The organism is Mesorhizobium sp. YM1C-6-2, from assembly GCF_003666685.1.
Taxonomy (GTDB): Bacteria; Pseudomonadota; Alphaproteobacteria; order Rhizobiales; family Rhizobiaceae; genus Mesorhizobium_K.
This window is the reverse complement of record NZ_RCIZ01000003.1, coordinates 270,579-296,162: the sequence shown is the minus strand read 5'-3', so window position 1 is coordinate 296,162 and position 25,584 is coordinate 270,579. Positions and strand designations below refer to the sequence as shown.

Annotated in this window: 20 protein-coding genes; 7 read left to right on the top strand and 13 right to left on the bottom strand. The window is 65.7% G+C overall.

Going from position 1 to position 25,584, the window contains the following annotated elements; translation table 11 throughout:
* Positions 1-93: 93 nt before the first annotated feature.
* Positions 94-753, top strand: a complete 660-nt coding sequence (locus tag D8676_RS10100) for a YggS family pyridoxal phosphate-dependent enzyme (RefSeq protein WP_121580745.1) — start codon at positions 94-96, stop codon at positions 751-753.
* A gap of 78 nt (positions 754-831) precedes the next feature.
* On the opposite strand, the gene D8676_RS10095 is transcribed toward D8676_RS10100, so the two are convergent.
* From D8676_RS10095 to D8676_RS10085, 3 genes are all read right to left on the bottom strand, one after another.
* Complete coding sequence (locus D8676_RS10095) at positions 832-1,938, bottom strand: ABC transporter substrate-binding protein (RefSeq protein WP_121580744.1); 1,107 nt, start codon at positions 1,936-1,938, stop codon at positions 832-834.
* A gap of 160 nt (positions 1,939-2,098) precedes the next feature.
* A complete protein-coding gene (locus D8676_RS10090; protein WP_121580743.1) occupies positions 2,099-2,569 on the bottom strand; it encodes a hypothetical protein in 471 nt (156 codons plus the stop codon).
* A gap of 126 nt (positions 2,570-2,695) precedes the next feature.
* Positions 2,696-2,968, bottom strand: a complete 273-nt coding sequence (locus D8676_RS10085; RefSeq protein ID WP_121580742.1) for an aspartate-semialdehyde dehydrogenase — start codon at positions 2,966-2,968, stop codon at positions 2,696-2,698.
* A gap of 288 nt (positions 2,969-3,256) precedes the next feature.
* Here D8676_RS10085 and acs point away from each other — a divergent pair, with 288 nt between their 5' ends.
* The gene (gene acs / locus D8676_RS10080) at positions 3,257-5,212 is read left to right on the top strand and encodes an acetate--CoA ligase (protein ID WP_121580741.1); all 1,956 of its coding nucleotides are present in this window, start codon (positions 3,257-3,259) and stop codon (positions 5,210-5,212) included.
* A complete protein-coding gene (locus D8676_RS10075) occupies positions 5,209-5,961 on the top strand; it encodes an MOSC domain-containing protein (RefSeq protein WP_121580740.1) in 753 nt (250 codons plus the stop codon). Before acs ends, D8676_RS10075 begins: the two co-directional genes overlap by 4 nt.
* Positions 5,962-6,047: 86 nt before the next feature.
* Here D8676_RS10075 and D8676_RS10070 read toward each other — a convergent pair whose 3' ends face one another.
* From D8676_RS10070 to D8676_RS10050, 5 genes are all read right to left on the bottom strand, one after another.
* On the bottom strand, positions 6,048-7,316 hold the full coding sequence (locus tag D8676_RS10070) for a cyclopropane-fatty-acyl-phospholipid synthase family protein (protein WP_121581075.1): 1,269 nt from the start codon (positions 7,314-7,316) through the stop codon (positions 6,048-6,050).
* A gap of 350 nt (positions 7,317-7,666) precedes the next feature.
* Positions 7,667-9,070 carry a TadE/TadG family type IV pilus assembly protein gene (locus D8676_RS10065; protein WP_245426700.1) on the bottom strand — a complete coding sequence of 468 codons (1,404 nt, stop codon included), beginning with the start codon at positions 9,068-9,070 and terminating at the stop codon, positions 7,667-7,669.
* A gap of 328 nt (positions 9,071-9,398) precedes the next feature.
* Positions 9,399-9,842 (bottom strand): thermonuclease family protein, encoded by a 444-nt coding sequence (locus D8676_RS10060; protein ID WP_121580738.1) that lies wholly within the window; start codon positions 9,840-9,842, stop codon positions 9,399-9,401.
* A 56-nt stretch (positions 9,843-9,898) separates the two neighbouring features.
* Entirely contained in the window at positions 9,899-10,768 is an 870-nt protein-coding gene (locus D8676_RS10055; RefSeq protein ID WP_121580737.1) for a transglutaminase family protein, read from the bottom strand.
* 99 nt (positions 10,769-10,867) lie between these two features.
* On the bottom strand, positions 10,868-11,083 hold the full coding sequence (locus D8676_RS10050) for a DUF1674 domain-containing protein (RefSeq protein ID WP_121580736.1): 216 nt from the start codon (positions 11,081-11,083) through the stop codon (positions 10,868-10,870).
* 104 nt (positions 11,084-11,187) lie between these two features.
* Here D8676_RS10050 and htpX point away from each other — a divergent pair, with 104 nt between their 5' ends.
* The 4 genes from htpX to purH all read left to right on the top strand — a co-directional run bounded on the left by htpX (position 11,188) and on the right by purH (position 17,160).
* On the top strand, positions 11,188-12,195 hold the full coding sequence (htpX, locus tag D8676_RS10045; protein ID WP_121580735.1) for a zinc metalloprotease HtpX: 1,008 nt from the start codon (positions 11,188-11,190) through the stop codon (positions 12,193-12,195).
* Positions 12,192-13,580, top strand: a complete 1,389-nt coding sequence (locus tag D8676_RS10040) for an RsmB/NOP family class I SAM-dependent RNA methyltransferase (RefSeq protein ID WP_245426698.1) — start codon at positions 12,192-12,194, stop codon at positions 13,578-13,580. Before htpX ends, D8676_RS10040 begins: the two co-directional genes overlap by 4 nt.
* Positions 13,581-13,716: 136 nt before the next feature.
* Positions 13,717-15,426 (top strand): heparinase II/III family protein, encoded by a 1,710-nt coding sequence (locus tag D8676_RS10035; protein ID WP_121580733.1) that lies wholly within the window; start codon positions 13,717-13,719, stop codon positions 15,424-15,426.
* Positions 15,427-15,543: 117 nt separating this feature from the next.
* Entirely contained in the window at positions 15,544-17,160 is a 1,617-nt protein-coding gene (gene purH, locus D8676_RS10030) for a bifunctional phosphoribosylaminoimidazolecarboxamide formyltransferase/IMP cyclohydrolase (RefSeq protein ID WP_121580732.1), read from the top strand.
* Here purH and D8676_RS10025 read toward each other — a convergent pair.
* The 5 genes from D8676_RS10025 to D8676_RS10005 form a co-directional block, all read right to left on the bottom strand.
* Positions 17,157-18,536 (bottom strand): MFS transporter, encoded by a 1,380-nt coding sequence (locus D8676_RS10025; RefSeq protein WP_121580731.1) that lies wholly within the window; start codon positions 18,534-18,536, stop codon positions 17,157-17,159. The genes purH and D8676_RS10025 overlap by 4 nt on opposite strands.
* Before the next feature lie 70 nt (positions 18,537-18,606).
* A complete protein-coding gene (locus D8676_RS10020; protein WP_121580730.1) occupies positions 18,607-19,509 on the bottom strand; it encodes a serine hydrolase domain-containing protein in 903 nt (300 codons plus the stop codon).
* Positions 19,509-24,284, bottom strand: a complete 4,776-nt coding sequence (locus tag D8676_RS10015; protein ID WP_121580729.1) for an NAD-glutamate dehydrogenase — start codon at positions 24,282-24,284, stop codon at positions 19,509-19,511. The genes D8676_RS10020 and D8676_RS10015 overlap by 1 nt, the downstream gene beginning before the upstream one ends.
* A gap of 154 nt (positions 24,285-24,438) precedes the next feature.
* The gene (locus D8676_RS10010) at positions 24,439-25,053 is read right to left on the bottom strand and encodes a LysE family translocator (protein ID WP_121580728.1); all 615 of its coding nucleotides are present in this window, start codon (positions 25,051-25,053) and stop codon (positions 24,439-24,441) included.
* Positions 25,054-25,176: 123 nt separating this feature from the next.
* Positions 25,177-25,536, bottom strand: a complete 360-nt coding sequence (locus tag D8676_RS10005) for a hypothetical protein (protein ID WP_121580727.1) — start codon at positions 25,534-25,536, stop codon at positions 25,177-25,179.
* Positions 25,537-25,584: the final 48 nt, after the last annotated feature.

Sequence of the window (25,584 nt, the reverse complement as noted above, 5' to 3'; positions counted from 1 at the left end):
TCGGGAAATATCGGGGCGGACCTTCACCATGTATTGCCTGAAGCGTCAACTGCGCGGGCGGCGGCAGGGGCCTGAAACGAGGCGAAAACGGCAATGAACGCGGTCGAACAACTGGCTATCGTGAAGGAGAAGATCGCCGCGGCGGAGCGCGAGGCGAAGCGGCCGACGGGATCGGCGACGCTGGTCGCGGTGTCGAAGACCTTCGACGCTGATGCGATCAGGCCCGTGATCGAGGCAGGCCAGCGCGTCTTCGGCGAGAACCGCGTGCAGGAGGCGCAGGGCAAATGGCCCGCGCTGAAGGCGGAATTCCCCGACATCGAGCTGCATCTGATCGGCCCGCTGCAGTCCAACAAGGCCAAGGAGGCGGTGGCGCTTTTCGACGCGATCGAGACGGTCGACCGCGAGAAGATCGCAGCCGAGCTGGCCAAGGAGATCGCCAGACAGGGCCGGATGCCGAAGCTCTACGTGCAGGTCAACACCGGCTCGGAACCGCAGAAGGCGGGCATCGAGCCGCGCGAAGCCGTGGCTTTCGTCAGGCGCTGCCGCGAGACGCACGGGCTGGCGATCGAAGGACTGATGTGCATCCCGCCGCTGGACGAGAATCCGGGGCCGCATTTCGCGCTGCTCGCCAAGCTGGCGAAGGAGGCCGGCGTCGACAAGCTGTCGATGGGGATGTCGGGCGACTACGAACTGGCGGTCGCCTTTGGCGCGACCAGCGTCAGGGTCGGCAGTGCGATCTTCGGCGCGCGCTAAGGAATTCGGTGACGCTTCGATGAGACGGTACTGGGTGCTGACGAGCGGGACTGTCGCCCCGCCCGCCAGGCCTGCAGTTTATTCGACCGATACGATCTTGCCGTCTTCCCACTTGAACAGCGAGAAGCTCGGCGAGGTGAGGTCGCCACTTTCGCCGTAGGTCAGCGCGCCGATGGCGGTGGCGACCGGCTCGCCGGACTTGAGCGCCGCACCGACCGCAGCCGCGTCCTCGGCGCTGCCGGCCTTCTCGATGCCTGCCTTGAGCACTTCGACCGCCGCATAGGCGTTGAGAGTGAAGGCCTCCGGCGGGATGCCGCGCTCATTGAGCGCCTTGACGGCGTCGGCAGAGGCCGGGTTCTTCAGCGCGTCGGACGCGTTGGTGAACAGCGTGCCGGCCGCGGCTTCATTGCCGATCGCCCAGTATTCGGTGTTGGACAGGCCCTCGCCGCCGATGATCGTCGCCTTGACGCCGGCATCGCCGAGCTGGCGTGCGAGCAGGCCGCCTTCCGGGTGATAGCCGCCGAAATAGATGACCTCGACATTGGCCGCCTTCAGGCGGGTGACGAGCGCCGACAGATCCTTTTCGCCGGGGGTCAGGGAGTTGTATTCGACCTCCTGGATGCCGCCGGCGTTGATCGCCGCCTTGAACGCATCGGCGAGGCCCTGGCCGTAGGTGCCCTTGTCATGGATGACGGCGATGCGCTTGTCCTTCATGTTCTTGAGCACATAGGCCGCCGCGACCTCGGCCTGCTGGTCGTCGCGGCCGCAGGTGCGCAGCACGTTGGTGAGGCCGCGGGCCGTCAGTTCCGGAGCGGTCGCGGTCGGCGTCACCATGAGCACGCCGTTCTCCGCAAAGACGTCCGAGGCGGGGATCGCGACACCGGAGGTAACCGGCCCGACCACATAACGCACGCCTTCGCCGACGAGCAGGTTGGCGCTGGAAACGCCCTGCTTGGGATCGCCGGCATCGTCGGCGACCTGCAGCACGACCTTTTCACCGAGAATGCCGCCCGCGGCGTTGATCACGTCGACGGCGGCCTGGGCGCCGTTCCGGACCTGATCGCCATAGGCGGCGACCGGGCCCGTCACCGGGGCGACGAGGCCGATGGTGATGTCTGCGTGGGCAGCGGTGGCGAAGCCGAGCATTGCAAGCGAGGCCAAGCCCGCAACTGTCTTCCTGTTCATGACGCATCTCCTTATTGGCCGCCCCCGAAGGTGAGCAGCGGCATGGCGTGGCTATCGCCTTAGCTCCAGCCGCAGGGCGCTGCAACAGCCAATGCCGGCCACTGCTTGGCTCACCGCCCCCCTGAACAGCGCCGGTATCGCGAGGATGGGTGCGTGGCCGCTATCCCTTGCGGCGGGCGTAGGCGACGCAGGAATCGACCATGGTCGCGCAAAGAGCGTTGCGGCCGCTCGGGCGGTTGTTGTCGCCGGAGAATTCGACCTCGGCGACCTTACGTTCAACGAGGCGGACCTGGGTATGGCAATAACCGCTCGGCGCAATGTTTATGGCGCCGCCGACGGCCGGAAGCATGCCGACCGTCGTCGCCGGCACGACCAGATTGGTGTTACCGCGTTGGGCCGAACGCCGGAAGCTCCAGATCTGCCCCTCCTGGCCGCTGTCGGACGTTTCGTCCGGGAAGCCCGCGCACATCCTGAGTTCGGCCTCGGTGAGCCCCACCATCTCGGTTCGCGCGGCCGCCACCGTCGAATGTTCGCCGGCTACGGATTTGATATCGTCGGGAGCCACACAGGCATTGAGCATGGCCGAGGCAATCATCAGGAAGACCAGCGCTTCCCGTCGTGTAAAAATCATCGCTCCAAAAACGTCCCGAATTCTTGTCGCCGACATCCCGCCTTCACGCGAGGTAACGCGCCAGGCACGAAGGTCAACCTCCGACCGGCCGCGCCCGACCGATCGGCGCCGCCGGCAGCCGGGGCGTCAGTGCAGCATCAGCTCGCCGTCGACCTTCCGCCACTCGTTGGGCGCAATCAGCCTGCTGTGCGTGTATTCGACCGAGTGCAGCGGCCCCTCCAGCCTGGCTTTCCAGAACGCGATGAAGCCGATCAGCACCGGAAAGCGCGGCGCGATGTCGTAGTCCTGCCAGACATAGGTCTGTAGGAGATGCGGATGGTCCGGCAGGTGATAGAGGATGCGGGCCGTGGTCAGCCCGTAGCCCTTGAGCAAGAGTTCGAGTTGGGAATGATCGCGCATGGCCCGTCCTCCAGGCGTTGTCTCGTCCTCCCGGCGTTGAATTGTGGAGAACGATTCTTAACCGTCTCTTGAAATCCGCGCGAATGCAATCGGATTCAACACGTGGAATCAATCACTTAGCAGCCAAACGGAAAGAGTGCTGACAGACCGGTGAGACAAGCTGCCGCGCCTGCCAAACGTCTAATGTTGCCCCTGGGGCCGAACTGATAATAAATGCCGCGCATTCGAAGGCTTGCGCGGCGACGGCCGCCGCCGCATGAGTGGCTGAAAGTTTCGCGGAGGGAATGAATGTCCGAGGTACATGTCCACAAGGTCCAGGCGTCGTGGAAGAAGCGTGCGCTGATCGATAACGAGACCTATCTCAAATGGTACGCGGACAGCGTGAAGAACCCGGACAAGTTCTGGGGCAAGCATGGCAAGCGGATCGACTGGTTCAAGCCTTACACCAAGGTGAGGAACGCCTCGTTCAAGGGCAATGTCTCGATCAAATGGTTCGAGGACGGCGTCACCAACGTCTCCTACAACTGCATCGACCGGCACCTGAAGAAGCGCGGCGACCAGGTCGCCATCATCTGGGAAGGCGACAATCCCTATGACGAGAAGAAGGTCACCTACAACGAGCTGCACGAGCATGTCTGCCGCTTCGCCAATGTGCTGAAGAAGCACGGCGTCAAGAAGGGCGACCGCGTCACCATCTACATGCCGATGATTCTGGAGGCGGCCTATGCGATGTTCGCCTGCACCCGGATCGGTGCCATCCATTCGGTGGTGTTCGGCGGCTTCTCGCCGGAGGCGCTGGCCGGCCGCATCGTCGACTGCCAGTCGAACTTCGTCATCACCGCCGACGAAGGCGTGCGCGCAGGCAAGAAGATCCCGCTGAAGGACAACACCGACCGGTCGATCGAGATCGCCGCCAAGGGCGGGGTCAAGGTCGACAAGGTGGTCGTGGTGCGCCGCACCGGCGGCAAGATCGACTGGACCGAGGGCCGCGACCTGTGGCTGCACGAGGAAGCCGCCTCGGTGAAACCGGTCTGCCCGCCCGAGAAGATGAAGGCGGAAGACCCGCTGTTCATCCTCTACACCTCCGGCTCGACCGGCAAGCCGAAGGGCGTTCTCCACACCACCGGCGGCTATCTCGTCTATGTCTCGATGACCCACCAGTACGTCTTCGACTACCATGACGGCGACATCTACTGGTGCACTGCCGATGTCGGCTGGGTGACGGGCCACAGCTACATTCTCTACGGGCCACTCGCCAACGGCGCCACCACGCTGATGTTCGAGGGCGTTCCGAACTATCCAACGCCTTCGCGCTTCTGGGAGGTGGTCGACAAGCACAAGGTCAACATCTTCTACACCGCGCCCACCGCCATCCGCGCACTCAGGGGCGCCGGCGACGAATGGGTGGAGAAGACCTCGCGCAAGACGCTGCGCGTGCTCGGCTCGGTCGGCGAGCCGATCAACCCGGAAGCCTGGGAGTGGTATTTCAACGTCGTCGGCGAGAAGAAGTGCCCGGTCGTCGACACCTGGTGGCAGACCGAGAATGGCGGCATCCTGATCGCGCCGTTGCCGGGCGCCACCGAGTTGAAGGCCGGTTCGGCGACGCGGCCGCTGTTCGGCGTCGTCCCCGAGATCGTCGACGGCGACGGCAAGACCATCGAGGGCGAGGGCAGCGGCAATCTGTGCATCAAGGAGCCGTGGCCGGGCATGATGCGCACCGTGTTCGGCGACCATGAGCGCTTCGTGCAGACCTACTTCTCCACCTACAAGGGGAAGTACTTCACCGGCGACGGCTGCCGCCGCGACGAGGACGGCTATTACTGGATCACCGGGCGTGTCGACGACGTCATCAACGTGTCGGGCCACCGCATGGGCACGGCCGAGGTGGAATCGGCGCTGGTGGCGCACGACAAGGTGTCGGAGGCGGCCGTCGTCGGCTATCCGCACGACATCAAGGGCCAGGGCATCTACTGCTATGTCACGCTGGCAGAAGGCGAGACGGCGAGCGAGACCCTGCGCAGCGAGCTGATCCAGCATGTGCGCAAGGAGATCGGCGCGATCGCCACGCCCGACAAGATCCAGTTCGCGCCGGGCCTGCCGAAGACGCGCTCGGCCAAGATCATGCGCCGCATCCTGCGCAAGATTGCCGAGGACGACTTCGGCTCGCTCGGCGACACTTCCACCCTCGCCGATCCGACCGTCGTCGACGACCTCATCGCAAACCGCCAGAACAAGCGGGGGTGAACGAGGCCCGACAGGACGGGGCCGGCCGGGTCGCCGGCCTCTGGCGCTACCCGGCAAGCTCGCTCGGCGGCGAAAGCCTGAGCGAGCTGGCGGTCGGAACGGAAGGCGCGGATGGCGACCGCCTGTTCGGCCTTGTCGACATCGGGACCGGCGAGATCGCCAGACCTGACACCAACCAGAAATGGCACGGCGTGCCGCGCATCGCGGGGCGGCTCGTCGGCGACGGCAGGCTGGAGATCAGGACGCCCGGCGGCGACTGGCTGGCAGCGCCCGGCGAAGCGGCCGACCGCGCGGCGAGCGCCTTCCTCGGCTTCGATGCGTCGATCCGGCCGTTCCGGGGCCCAGGGGCCGACGGGGACGGGGTGCCGTTTTCGCCGCGCTACCAGAAGGCGCCCATCCATCTTTTGACCACGGCGTCGCTGGCCGAACTGAAAGCGCAGCATCCTGCCGGCGATCCCGACCCGCGCCGCTTCCGTCCCAACATTTTGGTCGACATGCCGCCGGTGGCGGGACACTTTCCCGAGACCGAGTGGCTCGGACGGAAGATCGCGATCGGCGAACTGGAGCTTGCCATCGCGGACCCGTGCCGCCGCTGCGGCTTCACCATAATCGCGCAGGAGGGGTTCGCCAACGACCCCGACATCCTGCGCACGCTGGTCAGGAAGAACGCGCACAATCTCGGCGTCTATTGCACGGTCACGCGGCCGGGCAGGGTCAGGATGGGTGACGCGATGCGGCTTATCGCGTAAGAGTTGCATCAACTGCTGTTGCAATTTTTGGTTGACCAACGGCACCTGTACCAAAAAATACTGACGCCTCGGCGGCCCGCCGCGCGTTACCGGTAGAGATCGGCGCGCGTCGGCGGCAGCCCGCTGCGCCCGCGCGCCCGCCTCGTCGCAACGGTCTGGTAGATCAGCACTGAACCGCCGTCGAAGCCGAGCGAACAGCCGGTCAGGTACAGCAGCCACAACCGCGCCTTGGCTTCGCCGACCTCGGCGATCGCCTCGTCGAAGCAGGCATGCAGCCGTTCGGCCCAAAGCCGGCAGGTGCGGGCATAGTGCTCGCGCAGATCCTCGACGTCGTGCACCTCGAAACCGTAGGCCTCGAGATTCTCCAGCGTCATGCCGATATGGTCGACCTCGCCACCGGGGAAGATGTACTTGATCAGCGCCTTGTAGGCCGGCGCCTTGCGCCGCCACGCGCGGCGGTCGCGCTTCATGCGCCGGGTGATCGCGTGATGCAGATAGATGCCGCCGGGCTTCAGCAGCTTGCCGACCGCGAGGAAATAGGCCTCGTGATTGGCGAGGCCGAGATGCTCGAACATGCCGATCGACGAGATCTTGTCGAACTTTCCGGTGAGTTCGGAATAGGGCTTCACCTCGATGGTGATCCGGTCCTCCAGCCCTTCGGCGCGGATGCGCTCGCGTGCCAGCGCCGTCTGGGCTTCCGACAATGAGACACCGTGACCGATGACGCCGTAGTGCTTGGCGGCGTGGATCAGCATGGCGCCCCAGCCGCAGCCGATGTCGAGCAGCGTCTCGCCGGCTTTCAAGCGCAGCTTGCGGCAGATGTGGTCGAGCTTGTCGAACTGCGCCTGGTCGATGCCGTTCCCGAAATCCTTGAAGTAGCCGCAACTGTAGACCATGCGCTCGTCGAGGAAGAGCCGATAGAAGGCGTTCGAGATGTCGTAGTGGTGGGTGATCGCCTCCTTGTTGGAACCGCTGACATAGGGGTTGCGCCCGGCCAGGCTGTCGACCGAAGAACCGCCGCCCCTGGAAAGGAAGAGCGCGGGAAGGTCGCGCAGCAGCTTCCATCTCGGCATCTGGCGGAGCTTCGCCTTGACCTTGCTGCGGGGGCTGCGCTCGGCGATGTCGAACAGCGAGCCGTTCTCGACGTCGATCGCCTTCGAGACCCAGAGTTCGACGAAGGTGATGAACACCGGCCGCCGCAGGATGCGGCCGACGATGCCGCTGTCGTTGATGACCAGAACGGGCCCATCTGCCGGCCCGATGCGCTCGCCGTTCCACAACCGCACCGCGAAGCCCGGCTGCAATTCCTCGACCACGGTCCGGACGATCCGGGCGGCCCTCTCCTCGCTCTTCATCCCGATCACCATGCCATTGCCAGCGACGCTGCATGATGGCCGCTAAGCTTTCCCGCCACAATGGCCGCGGGCGGCATGAGCCCGCGAATTTTCGTCAGCACCCTTGTCATTTCGGGAAGGCGACCCCATCATGAAGGGGTGTTCAACGAAACGAAAGGAGGTGATCCGATGTCGAGTGGTTTCGGTTTCCAGAGCGTGGCTCGTGCGGATTGCCCTTTCGGGAAGCAGCCTTCCTGACAGCGGCATGAAGCGCGGCCGTTAGTCTCGCTACGGCCACGAGCCGCGCCACGGACGAAAGCACGGGGCCGCCTCCCAGAGGCGGCCCTTGCTTTTTGAACAGGATTTGCCTGCTACTGGGTCAGCGCCAGACGCTCGGTGTTGGCGATGATTTCCCTGAAGGCGGCGTCGAGTTCCTCGCCGGTCGACGCCTCGAAATAATGCTTGATGGCGGAGCTGTCGGCCGTCGCACAGTTCTTGAGCACGCCTTTCGCCGCCTCGCGCTCTTCCCTGGACATGTCCCTGTTGTTGAGGTCAAAGCCGATTGTATAGATCTCGATACCGTCGTCCTTCATGTTCTTGCAGATCGATTCGGCGTTCTGCCGCGTCTTCGAATCCTGCCTGTTGAAACCGCTGCTGACGCCGGCAAAAGCGGTGTTGAACTGTCCATCCGTCATCAGGATGGCCACCTTGGAGACCTTGCGCTTGTCATGATTCGCCGGACCGTTGCCAAGGCCGGCGTTTTTGATCGTGTTCCGCCATTTCGGTGACAGCATGTAGTAGGTCCACTGGACGGCGATCGCGCCTGCCGTGTAACCGCTCGCCTTGAATTTCCCGATGGACTCTAGCAACACGTCCTGATCGGCCGTCATCGGGACGATTTTGGCATCCGGGCACTTGTTCATCCCCGATCCGCTCAGATTGTCATCGCGATTCACCAGCGCATAATATTTCTTGTTCTGCTTGTTGATGCGGATCGTGTCCGGACTGTCGTCGGTGAAATCCGCGCTCCCGTTCTTGTCCTTGCGCTCCGTCGCGCAGTTGTCCTCACGTGGGAAGGCCGAATTGACCATGGAAACGTACTTACCGAAGGCCGGCAATTCGGTGCTTCCCTTCTTGCCCCCGATAACGGGATCGTCGGCGGCAGGCGGAAGGTCGGACTTGCTCGACCGTTCGGCATAGATGCTGTCCGCGAGATCGCCAACATTTACCCCCGACGCATAGGGCACGAGCGCAACTCTGACGCGAGGATTCTTCGGGTCCTGGTACTGCAGCATCGTCTTGACCGCATTCTCTGCAGCCATCTTCAGGTCACCGATCTTGTCGGTGGTGCGGATCGCCCCCATGGAACCCGTCACGTCCAGCATCATGGCCACTTCGATATCCTTGTCGGCGTAAATGGCGGCCGAGACATTGGTCACCCGACGCTGTTTGGAAAGACCGAAGAGCGGGAAGTAGATATCGACGTCGACATATCCCGCGACCTCGATCGTGTTCCTGGCTTTGTCGATGGTGAGCCTGTCGAGCACCAAGCGGTCGCCGGACATGAATGTCGGGTCGCCGTTTGCCTTGAGAAAGCGTTCGACCCAGTCGCGGGCGTCTTCGGTCTTGATCTTACCGGTCGTGATATCGCGCGCGGTCGAGGTGACGGCGGAGTCCAGCGCCTGCCTGAGGCTCGAACGCACATTGTAGAGCTGGGCGAGGTTGACCGCGAAACCCGCCGACAGGGTGATCACGGCGGCCACCATCGCCGTCATTATCGCAAAGCTGCCCGACCGATCCCTTCCGAATAAGCCGACCCGCCGGGCTACCGCTGAACCATAATGCATTTTAGCCTCCATCCGCGCATCTGCTGCGGACAGAGCAGGAATCCGGCCAGACCCGAGCCGGCAGTCCTTTTGGCTGCGCCACCAGGCCAAGTCATTGATATCAAACGATGCAGCCGCCAGTTATGGTAAATGGCGGGTTAAGAAATCCGCGGAAACGGCGAAACGCTAACCGCCTGTTAACCTCGGGTCGCGCCGCAGGCGGGGGCTGCCACCGGAAGCGTATCAAGTCGGGACAGGAAGCCTGTACCGGAGCGGGTCATCCGCACCAGCCCGCGCGCCGGCCGCCGCCATAGGGGCGGACCAGTTCTTCACCAAGCAAGACCGAGGCCACGCCCTGGCCGTCCGCAGTGGTGACGTCGGCGAGCACGCGCCCGTAATATTTCGCGCCCGCTATGTTGGAGATGGCGACCGGGCCGTCGCCGAAAAGCACCGCGAGCGCGTCGCGCGCCCTTTCCGCCGCCGCTCGCTCGGCTCGACAGCGCGCCTTCATCTCGGGCGCATCGATGCCGCGGATGCGGACATTCACCCGCACGGCATGGCCCGGCCAGACGAGAGCCTCGGCGAGGAAAGTGTCGCCGTCGAGTACTTCGAGCACGGCGGCTTCGACCGGACCGTGGAACAGCTTGGCCGCCGAGGCAGGCTTGCCCGCCAGCGCAAGCGCGGCCGCTCCGAGGAGGACGAATGTCAGGCGCGAATCCATTTATAGGATTTTATTCCCATAAATGGAAAGCCGCAAGCAATTTCAGGTTGACGGGATCAGGCCAGCATCTGCACGTCGGCGGTGCGGTCGACCCGATGGTGGGGCGGCCGGGCGGGATGGCCTTCCTGCTCGTAGGTCCACACCTTGAAGAAGACGAGCCGGTGCGGGCCGAAACTGTGCAGCAGCGGCACGTCGGTCGCGTCGCGGCCGCGCGCGATCACCACGCGACCGATGCGCGGAATGTTATGGCGCGGATCGAACGGGTACCATTTGCCGTCGAGGAAGACCTCCATCCAGGCCGAGAAATCCATCGGCGCCGGATCGACCGGCACGCCGATGTCGCCGAGATAGCCGTTCACGTAGCGGGCCGGGATGTTCATGCAGCGGCAGAGCGTGATGGCGAGATGTGCGAAGTCGCGGCAGACGCCGACCCGCTCGTCATGCGCCTGGGCGGCGGTGCGCGTCGAGCGGGCGTAGCCGTAGCCGAAGGACAGCCGGTTGTGCACGTAGTCGACGATTGCCTGGACGCGCGCCCACCCTGACGGCATGTGGCCGAACAGGCTCCATGCGAGGTCGCTCAGATGATCGGTCTCGCAGTAGCGGCTGCCAAGCAGATAGCCGAGCACATCGTCGGGCAATTCCTCGACCGGCGTCTCGCCCGCCAGCATATTCACCTCGTCCGGCTCGCCGGAATCCTCGACCACCGCATCGTAGAGGATACGGAAGCTTCCTTCGGGCGCGACGAGACGGCGGCAGGCATTGCCGTAGCGGTCCTGATAGACGGAACTCGGCACGGAGGGAGCGGTCAGCACGCGCGTCTGGCGCTTGATGTCGGGCTGCCTGTCCTTGTGTATTTCGAGAAGGGAAACGACCGGGGTCCGCTGTCGGCATTCAATGGCAATCTCGTAGCCGAGCCGAATGAGCATGGCCTAACCTCGCAGCGTTGGCATTTCCGGGAAAACAGTTGGAAAACCAACGCGCTCGCAGCCAGCTTGTTCCGGCGGGCCGCAAAGAATCCGGCAGGCTCAGAAGTCCGAGGCGAGACCCTTCACTTCCCAGTCGCCGTAGCGGACCGGTTCCTTGCCGCCGCGCCCGCCAAATTCCGTGGGCTGCGCGGCCTCGTTCTCGCGATAGGCCTGCCGGCGTGTTTCGGCTTCGGCCAGGGCGCGTCTGGCCACCGGCGTGAGCCGCTCGCCAGAAGACGTATCGGATGCAGATGTTTCCGGGTCGTTTTTGGTCATGGCCTGGGCAGGAATCGTTGAAACGCGACAAAGTCTTTCCCATCATATAGTGGCAAGTCGCGGCTGGATCGAACGCTTTTCGACAGCCTCCAACGGAGACCGTCATGAACATCCTTCGCACGGCCATGCTTCTGGCTTTCATGACCGCCCTGTTCATGGCGGTCGGCTACCTCATCGGAGGCAGCGGCGGCATGATGATCGCGTTCCTGATCGCCGCCGGCATGAACTTCTTCGGCTACTGGAACGCCGACAAGATGGTGCTGAGGATGCACCATGCCGTCGAGGTCGACGAGCGCAACGCGCCGGAATATTACGGCATCGTGCGCGATCTTTCCGCGCGCGCCGGCCTGCCGATGCCCAAGACCTACCTGATCCAGAACCCGCAGCCGAACGCCTTCGCGACCGGCCGCAACCCCCAGAATGCGGCGGTGGCGGCGACGACCGGGCTGCTCGAGCGCCTCTCCTACGAGGAGGTGGCGGGTGTGATGGCGCACGAACTGGCGCATGTGCAGAACCGCGACACGCTGACCATGACGATCACCGCGACGCTGGCCGGCGCGATCTCCATGCTCGGCAACTTCGCCTTCTTCTTCGGTGGCAATCGAAACAACAACAACGGTCTCGGCATGATCGGCGTGCTGGTGGCGATGGTCGTCGCACCACTGGCGGCCGCCATGGTGCAGATGGCGATCAGCCGTACGCGAGAATATTCGGCCGACCGGCGCGGCGCCGAGATCTGCGGCCAGCCGCTCTGGCTGGCCTCGGCGCTGAACAAGATCGCCAAGAGCGCCGAGCGCATCCACAACCCGGACGCCGAGCGCAACCCGGCGACGGCGCACATGTTCATCATCAACCCGCTGTCGGGCGAACGCATGGATAATCTGTTCTCGACCCACCCGGCGACCGAGAACCGCATCCGCGCGCTGCAGGCGTTGGCTAATGAAGGGTTCGAGCCAGCCGGCTACGCGCCGCAGGCCGAGCCGGAGCAAGCGCCTGATGAGGCCGGCCCGTGGACGCGCGGCAGGCAGGCGGAAACGCCGGCCGAGCCCGAGCAGCCCAAGCCGAACCCGTGGGGCCGCAACCCGACCGGACCGCGAGGCCGCCGGTCGTGAACCGCCCGGCGGGGCGGAGCGTCAGGCAACGCGGGACCGGACACAAGCCAGAGGCCGCGGACAGGCACGTTCCCGGCCTTGCCGCGCGCAAGACAGCCGCAAAACTGCTGGCGGTGGTAATCGACGCGAGGACACCGCTCGACGGGCTGACCGACAACGACAACGGCCACCCCCATTATCTGGCGCTCGATCCGCGTGACCGAGGCCTTGTGCGGGCCATCCTGACCACGGCGCTGCGCTATCGTGTCACCATCGGCAAGCTGATCTCCAGGCGGCTGGAGCGGCCGCTGCCGCCCAACGCCACGGCGCTCACGCATATACTGCACGTCGCAGCGGCGCAGATCCTGTTCCTCGACGTTCCCGACAGCGCAGCGGTCGACCTCGCCGTCACCCATGCGAAATCCGATCCACGCACGGCCCGTTTCGCCGCACTCGTCAACGGCGTGCTGCGCTCGCTAGCGCGCGGAAAGGACGCCGAACTCCAGCCGATGCTCGCCGCTACGCTGGACGCGCCTGATTGGTTCGCCGAGCGGCTGACGGCAGCCTACGGCAAGGACAAGGCCGCCGCGATCCTCGCCGCTCACCGGATCGAGGCGCCGGTCGATTTTTCGGTGAAGGGCAATCCCGAGCTGTGGGCGGAGCGGTTTGGCGGCATCGTGCTGCCGACAGGCGGCGTACGGGTCGAGCGGCTGAGCGCGAACGTTTCCGAACTGCCGGGCTTCGCCGAAGGCGAATGGTGGGTGCAGGACGCCGCCGCCGCCCTGCCGGCACGGCTCTTCGGCGACGTTGCCGGCATGCGGGTCGCCGACCTCTGCGCCGCGCCTGGCGGCAAAACTGCGCAACTTGTGCTGGCCGGCGCCGATGTCACCGCCATCGATGCCTCGAAGAACCGGCTGGCGCGCCTAGCGCGCAATCTGGAGCGGTTGCGGCTGCCGGCGACCGTCGTGCAGGCTGACCTCCTGACCTACCAACCCAAAACGCCTTTCGACGCCATCCTGCTTGACGCGCCCTGCTCGTCGACAGGAACGGTGCGCCGGCACCCTGACGTGCCCTGGACGAAATCGCCGGCAGACATCGAGAAGCTCGCTTCACTGCAGTCGGCGATGCTCACCGCGGCGGCCGGGCTGGTGAGACCAGGGGGCCGCGTCGTCTTCTCCAACTGTTCGCTCGACCCGGCCGAGGGCGAGGACCTCTACCGGGCCTTCCTGGCCGGGACCGCCAATGTCGAGCACGATCCGGTCCTGCCGGGAGAAATCGCCGGAGCGGACGAATTCCTGACCGCGGAAGGCATGTTGAGGACAACGCCGGCGGACATGCAGCTCGCAACACCGGGCATTTCCGGTCTCGACGGCTTCTTCGCCGCCCGATTCCGGCGTGTCATGTGAGCAATCGGGCGGATTTGGCCGAAAAAGGCCTCGTTGCCTTCACGTAAATTTCACTCTCGTATAAACTGCTGAATCGACTAGTCATTCGGGAGCTTGGGCCGGATGGCGGCTAGCGGGACAAGCGGGAGAACGTTTCTTGGCAACTGCGGCGGGCAGCACGACGCGTCTATGGACGCTCGTCGCAAAGGAGGTGTGGCGAAAGGCGCGCCGGCGCCTACGCGCCGGCCCGATCTATCGCTGGCGCTATTCGGGCCGCACGCCCGAGCGGGTGCTGATCGCACCGCCGGACCTGCGTCTCGCCGATCCGCAGATCGCGCTGGAAATCTACTACGGCCGCTTCCCGCTGTCCGGCCATCTAGTGGAGACAGGCGGACGTTCGCCCTTCCAGATCGAGGTGCAGAACCGCGGCTGGCTGAAAACGCTGCACGGCTTCCGCTGGTTGCGGCACATGCGCGCGGCCGGCACCGAACTGGCGGCGGCCAATGCGCGCGCGCTGGTGGCCGACTGGATCGCCATCCATGGCAACAGCATCACCGGCGTCGCCTGGGAGCCGGCGACGACGGCAAAACGCATCATCGCCTGGCTGCAGCATTCCTCGGTCGTGCTGCAGGGCGCCGAGTTCCCGTTCTACCGCGCCTATCTGAAATCGCTCGCCATGCAGATCCGCTACCTCCGCTCGGTCACGAAGGAGATGCCGGACGGCAAGGACAGGCTGCGCGCCAGGATCGCGCTCGCCTTCTCAGCCCTGTCACTGCCGGCCCCGGCTTCTGCGCTGCGCAACGCGACGCGTCACCTCGCCGAGGAGCTCGACCGCCAGATCCTGCCCGACGGCGGGCACATCTCCCGCAACCCGCTGACCCTGATGGAGCTGCTCGCCGACCTGCTGCCGCTACGCTACACCTACGCCAACCAGGCCGAGACACCGCCTGCGGCACTTATAAATGCGGTCGACCGAATGTTGCCGGCGCTGCGCTTCTTCCGCCACGAGGACGGCGCGCTTGCCCGCTTCAACGGCATGGGCGCCACGATCCACGACCGCATCGCTGCGATCCTGCGCCACGACGACACCGAGGGCGCGCCGCTGCTGCATGCGCCGCATTCCGGCTACGAGCGGCTGTCGATGGGCGGCACGACTGTCATCGCCGACACGGGACCGCCGCCGCCGGTCGACGTCTCCAACGCTGCGCATGCCGGATGCCTGTCCTTCGAGATGTCGTCGGGGCGGCAGCATTTCGTCGTCAATTGCGGCGTCGACACCTATGGCGCCGCGGAATTCCGGCCGTTGGCGCGCGCCACCGCGGCGCATTCCACGGCGACGCTCAACGACACCTCCTCGGCGCGCTTCAACCATTCGCTGCGCATCAACGACGTGGAGAGCCCGCCGCTGATCGGCGGACCGCGGCAGGTGCCCTGCCGGCGCACCGACCAGCCCGGCATGCAGGGCTTCATCGCCAGCCACGACGGCTATGTCGCCCGCTTCTCGCTCTATCACGAGCGCGAGCTTTCGCTGTCTTCCGACGGCAATGTGCTGGCCGGCATCGACCGCTTCCTGCGCAGCGGCGGCGCGACGGCCCGCAACAACGGCCGCGACTTCGTGACGATACGCTTCCATCTGCATCCGGATGTCGAGCTGTTCCATGACGAGGAAGAGCGCCTGGTGCTGACCGCGCCGAACGCCGATCGCTGGGTCATGTCCTGCGGCGAGATCGCGCCCGAGATCGAGGAATCGATCTATTTCGCCGGTCTCGGCGGCCCCAGGCACAGCCGCCAGCTCGTCCTCGCCTTCAAGGCGTCCGACCTGCAGGAGGTGCATTGGCAGCTTACCCGAACGCATATGGCGGGATAGCGGCAGAACACCCGACCGCTCGGCGCCTGCTCCTTGATTTCCGCGCTCCGAGCCGGTAGGCGCACCATTCTGGTTACAGACGAACCATTTTTACGGCAGCAGCCTGAAAGGCCCGGCATGGCGGTCGCCTCGAAGAAGATTCCCGCACCCGATCTCGTTCCGGTGCGCCGCGCGCTTCTGTCCGTCTCGGACAAGACAGGACTGACGGAATTCGCCGCGGCGCTGGCAAAGGCTGGCATCGAGCTGGTGTCGACGGGCGGCACGGCAAAGGCGATCCAGGCGGCGGGCATCGCCGTGCGCGACGTGTCTGATATAACCGGCTTTCCCGAGATCATGGACGGTCGCGTGAAGACGCTGCATCCTTCCGTGCACGGTGCCCTGCTCGGCATACGCGACGATCCGGAACACGCGGAGGCCATGAAGGCACACCGCATCGAGCCTATCGATCTCGTCGTGGTCAATCTCTACCCGTTCGAGGAAGTCAGGCAGTCCGGCGCCGACTATGCCTCCGTTGTCGAGAACATCGACATAGGCGGACCGGCCATGGTGCGCGCCTCGGCCAAGAACCACGCCTATGTCGCGATCGTGACCGACCCCGAGGACTACGCCTCGGTGCTCAATGCGCTGGAGATGAATTTCGGCAGCCTGTCGCTGGAATTCCGCCAGAGGCTGGCGGCGAAGGCCTTCGCGCGCACGGCCGCCTATGACGCGGCCATCTCGGGCTGGTTCGCCGACGAACTCGCGGTCGAGCATCCGACCTGGCGCGCCTTCGGCGGCAGGCTGGACAGCGTCATGCGCTATGGCGAGAACCCGCACCAGCAGGCGGGATTCTACGTCACTGGCGAGAAGCGGCCGGGCGTGGCGACGGCGCGGCAGTTGCAGGGCAAGCAGCTCTCCTACAACAACATCAACGACACCGACGCCGCTTTCGAGCTGGCCGGCGAGTTCGACCCGAAGCGCACGGCGGCGGTGGCGATCATCAAGCACGCCAATCCCTGCGGCGTCGCCGAGGGCGCCAGCCTGAAGGAGGCCTATCTCAAGGCGCTCGCCTGCGACCCGGTCTCGGCCTTTGGCGGCATCGTCGCGCTGAACCGGCTGCTCGATGCCGAGGCGGCGGAGGAGATCGTGAAGACCTTCACCGAGGTGATCATCGCGCCGGACGCAAGCGAGGAGGCGAGAGGCATCGTCGCCGCAAAGAAGAACCTGCGGCTGCTGGTGACGGGCGGGCTGCCCGACCCACGCGCGGCGGGCATCGGCGTGAAGTCGGTGGCGGGCGGACTGCTGGTGCAGGGCCGAGACAACGCCGTGGTCGACGACCTCGAGCTGAAGGTGGTGACCAGGCGCGCGCCTACCGACAGAGAGATGGCCGACCTGAAATTCGCCTTCCGCGTGGCCAAGCACGTGAAGTCGAATGCAATCGTCTATGCCAAGGACCTGGCGACCGTCGGTATCGGTGCCGGCCAGATGAGCCGGGTGGATTCGTCGCGCATCGCGGCGCGCAAGGCGCTCGACGCGGCGGAGGCCGCCGGGCTGGCCGAACCGCTGACCAGGGGCTCGGTGGTCGCGTCGGACGCCTTCTTTCCCTTCGCTGACGGGCTGCTGTCAGCGGTTGAGGCAGGCGCGACGGCGGTGATCCAGCCGGGCGGTTCCATGCGCGACGACGAGGTGATCGCCGCGGCGGACGAACATGGCATCGCCATGGTGTTCACCGGGACCAGGCATTTCAGGCACTAGTTGTCCCTCACCTTGTCCGCCGGATAAGGCGTCGGCCAGAGCACGGCCAACCCTCCAAGAAGGAACAGCAGGATCATCGCCATGCCTAGGCGCGGCGAGTTCGTCAGCGCCGTGACGGTCGCAACCATGAAGGGCGCCAGGAAGCTTGTGGCGCGGCCGGCGAGCGCGTAGATGCCGAAATAGCGGCCGGCCTCGGCGGCAGTAACGCTGCGTGCCAGATAGGAGCGTGACGAGGCCTGCACCGGGCCGAAGGCAAGGCCGATGAGCAGACCGTAGAGGATGTAGGCCTTTTCCGCCGGCGTGCCGAACAGACCGCCGGAGTCGGCCCCCGGAAGCGGCAAGGCGCCGAACAGCGTGAAGCCCGGGCCGGTCGAGACGACGCCGAGCGTGGCTATGATGAGCATCACGAGCGACGTCACCACGACGTGCTTGGAACCGAGCGCGGTGTCGAGCCGGCTGGCGACCAGACAGCCGAAGATGGCGACGACGTTCAGGATGATGCCAAAAATGCCGATCTCGGTGATCGACCAGCCGAACATGGCCGCAGCAAACACGCCGCCGAGCGCCAGCAGCGCCGCGACGCCGTCCTGGTAGATCATCCTGGCGATGAGGAACCTCAATATGCCGCTGCGCCGGCGCACCTCGCCGATGGTCGAGGCGAGTTCGGCGAGGCCGGCGCGCACGGCGGCTCGAATCGGTATGCCTTTCATGCCATCCGGCGTGAAGAGGAACATCGGCAGGATGAAGATCAGATACCAGGCCGCCGACAGCGGCCCGGTGGCGCGCGCGTCCTCGCCGAGGACAGGGTCGAGGCCGAAGACGGGAGCGGCGCCGATGATGGTCCTGCCGGTCTCCGGTGAGGCTGCCATGAAGGCAACCACGAAGATCAGCACGATCATGCCGCCGAGATAGCCGAGCCCCCAGGCGATGTTCGAGATGCGGCCGATCTCGGCCTTCGGCACCAGACGCGGCATCATGGAATCGTTGAAGACGGTCGAGAACTCCGCCGCGACCGAAGCGAGCGAGAAGAAGAAGACTACCCAGAACAGGCTGGAGCCCGGCGCGGCGAACCAGAGCATGCACAGGCTGAATATCTTGACCGCCGCGAAGAAGCCGATCCACGGCTTGCGGGGGCCGGTCTGGTCGGCGATCGAGCCGAGCACTGGCGACAGGATGGCGATGGCGAAGCCGGCGGCCGCGATGCCGTAGCCCCAGGCGGCCTGGCCGGCGGCCGGATCGCTCGCCATGCGCGAGACGAAATAGGGACCGAAGATGAAGGTGGTCACGACCGTGAAGAATGGCTGCGCCGCCCAGTCGAAGAACATCCAGCCCCAGATGCCGCGCCGCGAGGCGTGCTGCACAGTCGTATCGGTCATCGTCCCTCCTGCCGCCCGCCAGCGACCCGCGGCATGTCTGCATGTTTTTTGGAACGGCGCAAATGAACGGCTATTGCTGTGATCGGCGAAGCGCGTTTGAAACCGCCTCGAATTCAGCGGGACCTTCATCGGAACCATGCGTGAAGGTCGCAACCGAGACGGCCTGGGGGCCATCAGGGAAATGATAGACGGCGTTGGCGCTGAACGGCCCGCTGCCGGAATGCCCGACGGCGCTGCCCGCACCGCCGACCTGCCCCGACATCACGCCCAGCCCGTAACCGCGATCGGTCCAAGGCCGCCCTGGCAAGGCCCCGCCGAGGGGATGGCGCTTCGTCATCTGGTCCAGCGTATCGGAGCGCAGGAGCCGTCCGGAAAACAGGCCGTGGAGCAGCCGGGCTGCGTCGACCGGTGTTCCGATCAGGCAGCCGTGATAGACCCAGCGCGGGTCATAGCGGCGCAATTCCGGCCAGAACACATCCTCGAAATCACCGGGCGCGTCCGCAAGCCTGACGGACGGCAGCACGAGCACATCGAGCACGAGTTCCGAAAGAGCGGTCGCAAGCGGAAGACCGCTTGCCTCTTCGATCGCGTCGCAGACGAGCATGTAGCCTATATTGCTGTAGGCCCAGCCCATACCCGGCTGAAACTCCAGCCGGGCCGCGCCGGCTTCCGCCAGCATCCGGTCGCGGGACCAGGCGGTTTCCTCCCGCGCAACCGCCTCCTGATAGACCGCCAGCGAAGCGTAGTCCGGGACGCCTGCACGGTGCTGCAGGAGCTGGCGCAGCGTGTATGGCTTTCCCGGCCGCGGCAGATCGAGATCGAGGCGCCCCTGCTCGACCAGCCGGAGCGCGGCGATGGCAAGCACGGTCTTGGTGAAGCTCCACCACGGAAACAGCGACGTGGCCGATCCGGCGACACCCACCGGACCGTCGCTTCCGATCCAGGCCGAATGCAAGCTCTGCTTGCCGTTCATCAGCCTCGCGGCTCGGCCAGATCGCTCATCAAGCCGGACGCGACGGTCAGCCGCGACACGGTGATATCGCCACCTTCGGTGAGGGCCACCAGCCGCTCCCGCGCCTTGGCGATGCGCTCGCCGCCCGCTTCGAGCCAGGCGGCAACCGGATCGCCCTTCTTGCCGAAGCCGGTGAGCGCGGCGACGGCCATGCCGCGGCGGGCCGCGCCGATCGTGTCTCCGGCGCGCGACAACGCCATGCCTTCATAATAGTCGGACGTGGAGATGTCGGCGGCAGCGTCCTCGATGCGGCTGATGCGGAAGGCGTCGGTGATCGCGAAGAAAGCCTTGGCGGCAGCGGCCAGATCGGACTTCGCCTGCTCCGCGACCAGCGCGATATCGGGGATCAGGGCCGATGCGTCGAGCAGCGCCAGTCGCCCGGCAAGCTCCTCCGGAGTGCCGGCCTCGACGAGCGTCAGCCGGCGCGCGGTGACGCGGTCCCTGGTGAACTCAGGCAGCAGCGAGAGGAGCTTCGGCTCGAGCTGCTTGCGAGCCTGGCCGAGCGCTGCGATCTGCGTGCCGAGCGCTGCGCTGCCGTCGCCGTTCTTGAGGTCCCAGGCGCTGGCCGTCAGCACCAACCGCCCGACGGCGGCATAGAGGTCGAGCTGCATCTGGCCGTCGATCTTATTGTCCAGCGCGTCGATCTCGCGATAGAGCGCCGGCAGCCCGAAGCCGTCACGCACGACCGCGAAGGCGCGGACGACCTCGCGCGCACCGCGCCCGGTCGCATCCATGAGCCGCGTGACGAAGGAGGGCCCGCCGCGGTTGATGAGATCGTTGGCGACGACCCGCGCGATGATCTCGCGGCGCAGCCGGTGCGAGGCGATGTCGGCGGCGAACTTCTTCTCCATGCGGTCGGGGAAATAGGCGAGCAGATCACGCTCGAAATGCGGATCGTCGGGCACGTCGCTGGCGACGATGTCGGAGAAGAGCACGATCTTGCCGTAGGCGAGCAGCACGCCGAGTTCGGCGCGCGTCAGCGGCTCGCGGCGAGCCTCGCGTTCGGCGAGCGCGGCCGGCGACGGCAGGGTCTCGACCGTGCGATCGAGCAGGCCGCGCGCCTCGAGCGTCGTCATGAAGCGGGCATGGTGCGGGAAATCGGCCATGCCGGCCTTGCGTGCGACGGAGACCGCGAGCGTCTGCTGGTAGTTGTTGGAAAGCACCAGCCGCGATACCTCGCCGGTCATGTCGGCAAGCAGCTTGTCGCGCGCCGGGCGCGCCAGCGCGTTCCTGCGCATGGCCGAGGCCAGCGCGATCTTGATGTTGACCTCGACGTCCGAGCAGTTGACGCCGCCCGAATTGTCGATGGCGTCGGAATTGCAGGCGCCGCCGAGCAGGCCGAACTGGATGCGGGCGCGCTGGGTGACGCCGAGATTGGCGCCCTCGCCGATCACCTTGGCGCGGACCTCGGCGGCGGTGACGCGGATCGCGTCGTTGGCGCGGTCGCCGGCGTCCTGGTTGGTCTCGGTGGAGGCGCGCACATAGGTGCCGATGCCGCCGAACCAGAGGAGATCGACAGGCGCCTGAAGGATGGCCTTCATGATCTCGACCGGCGAGGCAACCGTCTTTTCGAGGCCGATCGCCGCTGCGGCGGCGGCCGGCAGCGTCACCGACTTCTGGCTGCGCGAGACGACGACGCCATCCGGGGAGAGCTTCGACTTGTCGTAGTCCTGCCAGGACGATCTCGGCAGCGCAAACAGGCGCCGGCGCTCCGCGATGGAGACCGCCGGGTCGGGATCGGGGTCGATGAAGATGTCGCGATGGTCGAAGGCGGCGATCAGGCGCGTCTGGTCGGACAGCATCATGCCGTTGCCGAACACGTCGCCCGACATGTCGCCGACGCCGACGGCGGTGAAGGGCGACGTCTGGATGTCGCGGTTCATCTCGCGGAAATGCCGCTTCACGGCCTCCCACGCGCCCTTGGCGGTGATGCCCATGCCCTTGTGGTCGTAGCCGGCCGAGCCGCCTGACGCGAAGGCGTCGTCGAGCCAGAAGCCGTGCTTCTGGCTGATGGCGTTGGCGGTGTCCGAGAAGGTCGCCGTGCCCTTGTCGGCGGCGACGACGAAATAGGGATCGTCGGGGTCGCGGCGCACGACATCCTCTGGCGGCGCCACCTCGCTGCCCTCTATGTTGTCGGTCACCGAAAGCAGGCTGGAGATGAAGTTGACGTAGGCGTTGCGGCCGGCCTCGAAGACTTGGTCGCGCGAAAGGCCGGCGGTCGGGCGCTTCGGATAGAAGCCGCCCTTGGCGCCGACCGGCACGATGACGGCGTTCTTCACCTGCTGCGCCTTGACGAGGCCTAGCACCTCGGTGCGGTAGTCCTGGGCGCGGTCCGACCAGCGCAGGCCGCCGCGGGCGACCGATCCGAAGCGCAGATGCACGCCTTCGACGTCGGAGCCGTAGACGAAGATCTCGCGCCACGGCCGCGGCTCGGGCAGGCCGTCGATCGCGCGCGAGTCGAACTTGATCGCCAGCGACTGGCCCTTTTCACGCAGGCCGGGCACGAAGTGGTTGGTGCGCAGCGAAGCCTCGATGAGATTGAGGTAGCGGCGGATGATCGTATCGTCGTCGATGTTGGGTACGTCTTCCAGCGCGTCCTTGATCTTGGCCTTGAGGTGCCTCGCCGTCACCCCGCCCTCCTTGCCGGCCGCCGGGTCGAGCAGGGCGACGAAGAGCCCGTGGAGACCGCGTGCGATGTCGGGATAGCGGTTGAGCACCGCGGCGATGAACCCCTGGCTCTGCGGGATGCCCGCCTGCTGGAGATAGCGGCCATAGGCACGCAGCACGCCGATCGCCGAGGCGCCGAGGCCGGCGGTCTGGGCGAGTGAATTGTAGCTGTCGTTGTCGGCCTCGCCCCGCCAGACCGACAGGAACACCTGCTCGAAGAGCTTGCCGCCGTCGGAAAGGTCGATCGGTCCGCCAAAAGCGTTTTTGAGCTCCATGTCGTGGATGAAGACCGGCCCGTCCGGACCTCCGGCGATCTCGAAGGTGCGCTCGCTGATGACCTTGAAGCCGATGTTTTCCAGCACCGGCACGCGTCGCGACAGCGAGACCGGTTTGCCGTGATGGTAGATCTTCAGCGAGGCCTGTTCGGGCGGATGGCCTGGTTCGCGATAATAGTCGATGGCGATCGGCTGCTGCGGACCTATTGAAGCGACGCGCCGCGAATCGGCGAGCGCCTCGCTTGCTGTGAACGAACCGCGATAGCTCTCGGGAAACCGCCCCGCAGTTGCGAGCAGCGACAGGTCGGCGCCCGAACCGAGCGCCGCCTCGCGCACTGCGTCCTCCCAGGTCCGGACGATGTCGCGGATAGCCTCCTCGATGACCTCCGGCTCGACCTTGGGCGTCTTACCTCCGGAGCGGCCGATAATGAAATGGACGCGCGCCAGGCCGCCTTCGGGAAAGGCCGGATAGTAGGCGGAGAGACGCCCTTCGAAGACCGTCTTGAGATAGGCGCCGATCTTCTCGCGGGCGACCGAATCGTAGCGATCGCGCGGCACGAAGACGATGACCGAGACGAAACGGTCGAACTGGTCGATCCGGTAGAGCGCCCTGACGCGCGGGCGCTCTACGAGGCCGAGGATGGCTTCGGCATGCTTGCGCAGCGTCGGCACGGAGACCTGGAAAAGCTCGTCGCGCGGGTAGCTTTCGAGGACGTTGATCAGCGCCTTGCCGGAATGATCGTGCGGGTCGAAGCCGGATTTCTTGATCACGGCCTCGGCTTTGGAACGCAGATAGGGGATCTTCATCACCGAACGCGTGTAGGCGGTCGAGGTGAACAGGCCGACGACGCGCAACTCGCCGGTGAGCGCGCCCTTCCTGTCGAAAGTCTTGATGCCGATGTAGTCGAGATAGGCGCGGCGGTGGACGATCGACTTGGCGTTGGCCTTGGTGACGATCAGCGGATCGGGACCGTGCAGGAAGGCGCGGATCTCGGCCGTGGTGGCTTCTCCCTCGGCGCGGCGCAGCACCCGCACGTCAGGATCGGCGAGAATGCCGAGGCCCGGACTCGTCGAGCGCGCCAGCGTGCCGCTCTTCTCGCCGCCCGAATAGCGGAACTCGCGCATGCCGAGGAAGGTGAAATTGTCGTCGCGCAGCCATTCGAGAAAGGCGATCGCTTCGGCGACGTCATCCTTGGCGAGCGGGATCGGCTGGTAGCGGAATTCCGAGATGGCGCGGTCGAGCCGCGCAAGCATCGGCTTCCAGTCGCCGACTGCGGCGCGCACCTGGGTCAGCACCCGGCCGAGACGCTCCTTCAGGCCCTCCGCCTCGTCGGCCGACAGCGCGCCGATATGGATATGGATGACGCTGACGCGGTCGACATCCTTGTCCCGGGGACCATCGGCGATGATTTCGCTGACGCCTTGCTTGGCATGGCGGACGCCGACCACCGGATGGATCACGAAGGTCGGCTCGCCGGCGGTGTCGGTTATCTCGCCGAGCACCGAATCGAACAGGAACGGCATGTTGTCGTTGACGACGGTAATGGCAGTGAGCGGGCGGTCGTTGCGCACGATGCCCGGATCGGTATCGATGGCGATCACGCTTTCGCCCCGGCGATGGGAAAGCACCGCCTTCTCGGCAAGCGCCATCGCCCTGGCCAGCACCTTCGGCTCATAGGCGGCGGCGTCTTCGGCAGGCGCGCGCGCAAGCAGATAGGCGGCAAGGCCGCCTGCCCTGGAGGACCTCGCGGCCTTCAGGGTTGCGGCTGCCGGTTTGGCGCGAACGGTGTCCATCGAATCCTCCGAAATGCTTTTCCCGTCATCGTAGCAGAAGGCGGACTTTTGGCGACTGGCTAAAGCCAAATGCAGCCGCGAATTCGGCCGGACGCGCCGGCGGCTCGAAAATGCAGATGGCAGATGAACCGGTTATGACGGCTGCTTCATGGCCTCACGAACGCGCGGCTATCGCGGCCGCCGCTCCGCCCATGGTCGCGGCGCTGATGCGGTTGGCGATCAGCATGGCACGCTTGCTCCGCAGAAGCTTGCGCGCCTGCGCCGCCGCAAGCACCCAGGTGAGATCGATGGCGATCAGCACGATGGCCATCGTCAGCGTCAGTTCGGCCCAGCCGAGCAGGGTGACCGCGCCCAGGTCGATGATGGTTGGCAGGAGCGCCAGGTAGAACATCATGATCTTCGGATTGCCGAGCGTGACGGCCATACCGGCGAGAAAAAGCCTGGCCGACGAATCCTCGCGAGGCATGTCGGCGTCGCCGACGGCGACCGGTGCGGTCCACATCTTCCAGGCGAGATAGACGAGATAGGCGACGCCCGCCCATTTCACGACGACGAAGGCGAGATGGAAGGTCTGCGCCACGAAGGCGAGGCCGAACACCGCCATGGAGAGCCAGATGGCCTCGCCGATCCACATGGCGGCGAGAAACGGGAAGACGTCGCGAAAACCCTTCGAGATCACGCGGGCGACGAGCGCTGCGATCGACGGACCGGGCGAGCCGGCCGCGACGAGCAGCGCGCCGGCGAAGATGAGAAGCGAGCTAAACGCCATCGGGTGTCCTCCTTCTTCCATCCTAGCTGCTTTTCATTCGCGGCCAAGGGCGCAGCCTGGCCGCGTCGCACGGGCCAGCGGAGACGATTGCGCTGCCGGCGCATTGGGGACAACGCCAGGCGCCTATTTGACCACGCGCATCCTTGGCAGCCGTCGCTTCGGCTCGTAGGGGCTGTCCGGATTGACGTCGAGATCGACGTCCTTGACGCAGCTCTGCCTTTGGCCGTGCTCGCGACCGGAACGCCAGGGACCATCGGCGATCTCGGCCTTGCTCACCGCCGCCAGGGACAGGCATTTCCACTGCCCGCGCACTGATCCGCCACTGCCGCTTCCCTCGAACTGCCAGGTCAGCGCCTTCTCGGCTCCGTCGGTATGGCCGAGGATGATCGGGCAGATCGCGCGGGGATGGCCCTGGTACATGCAGACCACTGGCCTTCGCGCCGCCATCGCCTCGGCGAACAATTCGTAGGTGGGGCTGGGCATGAAAAAACTCCGTTCGGCGCCCGCCGAACGGAGTTAAGTCATGTCGCG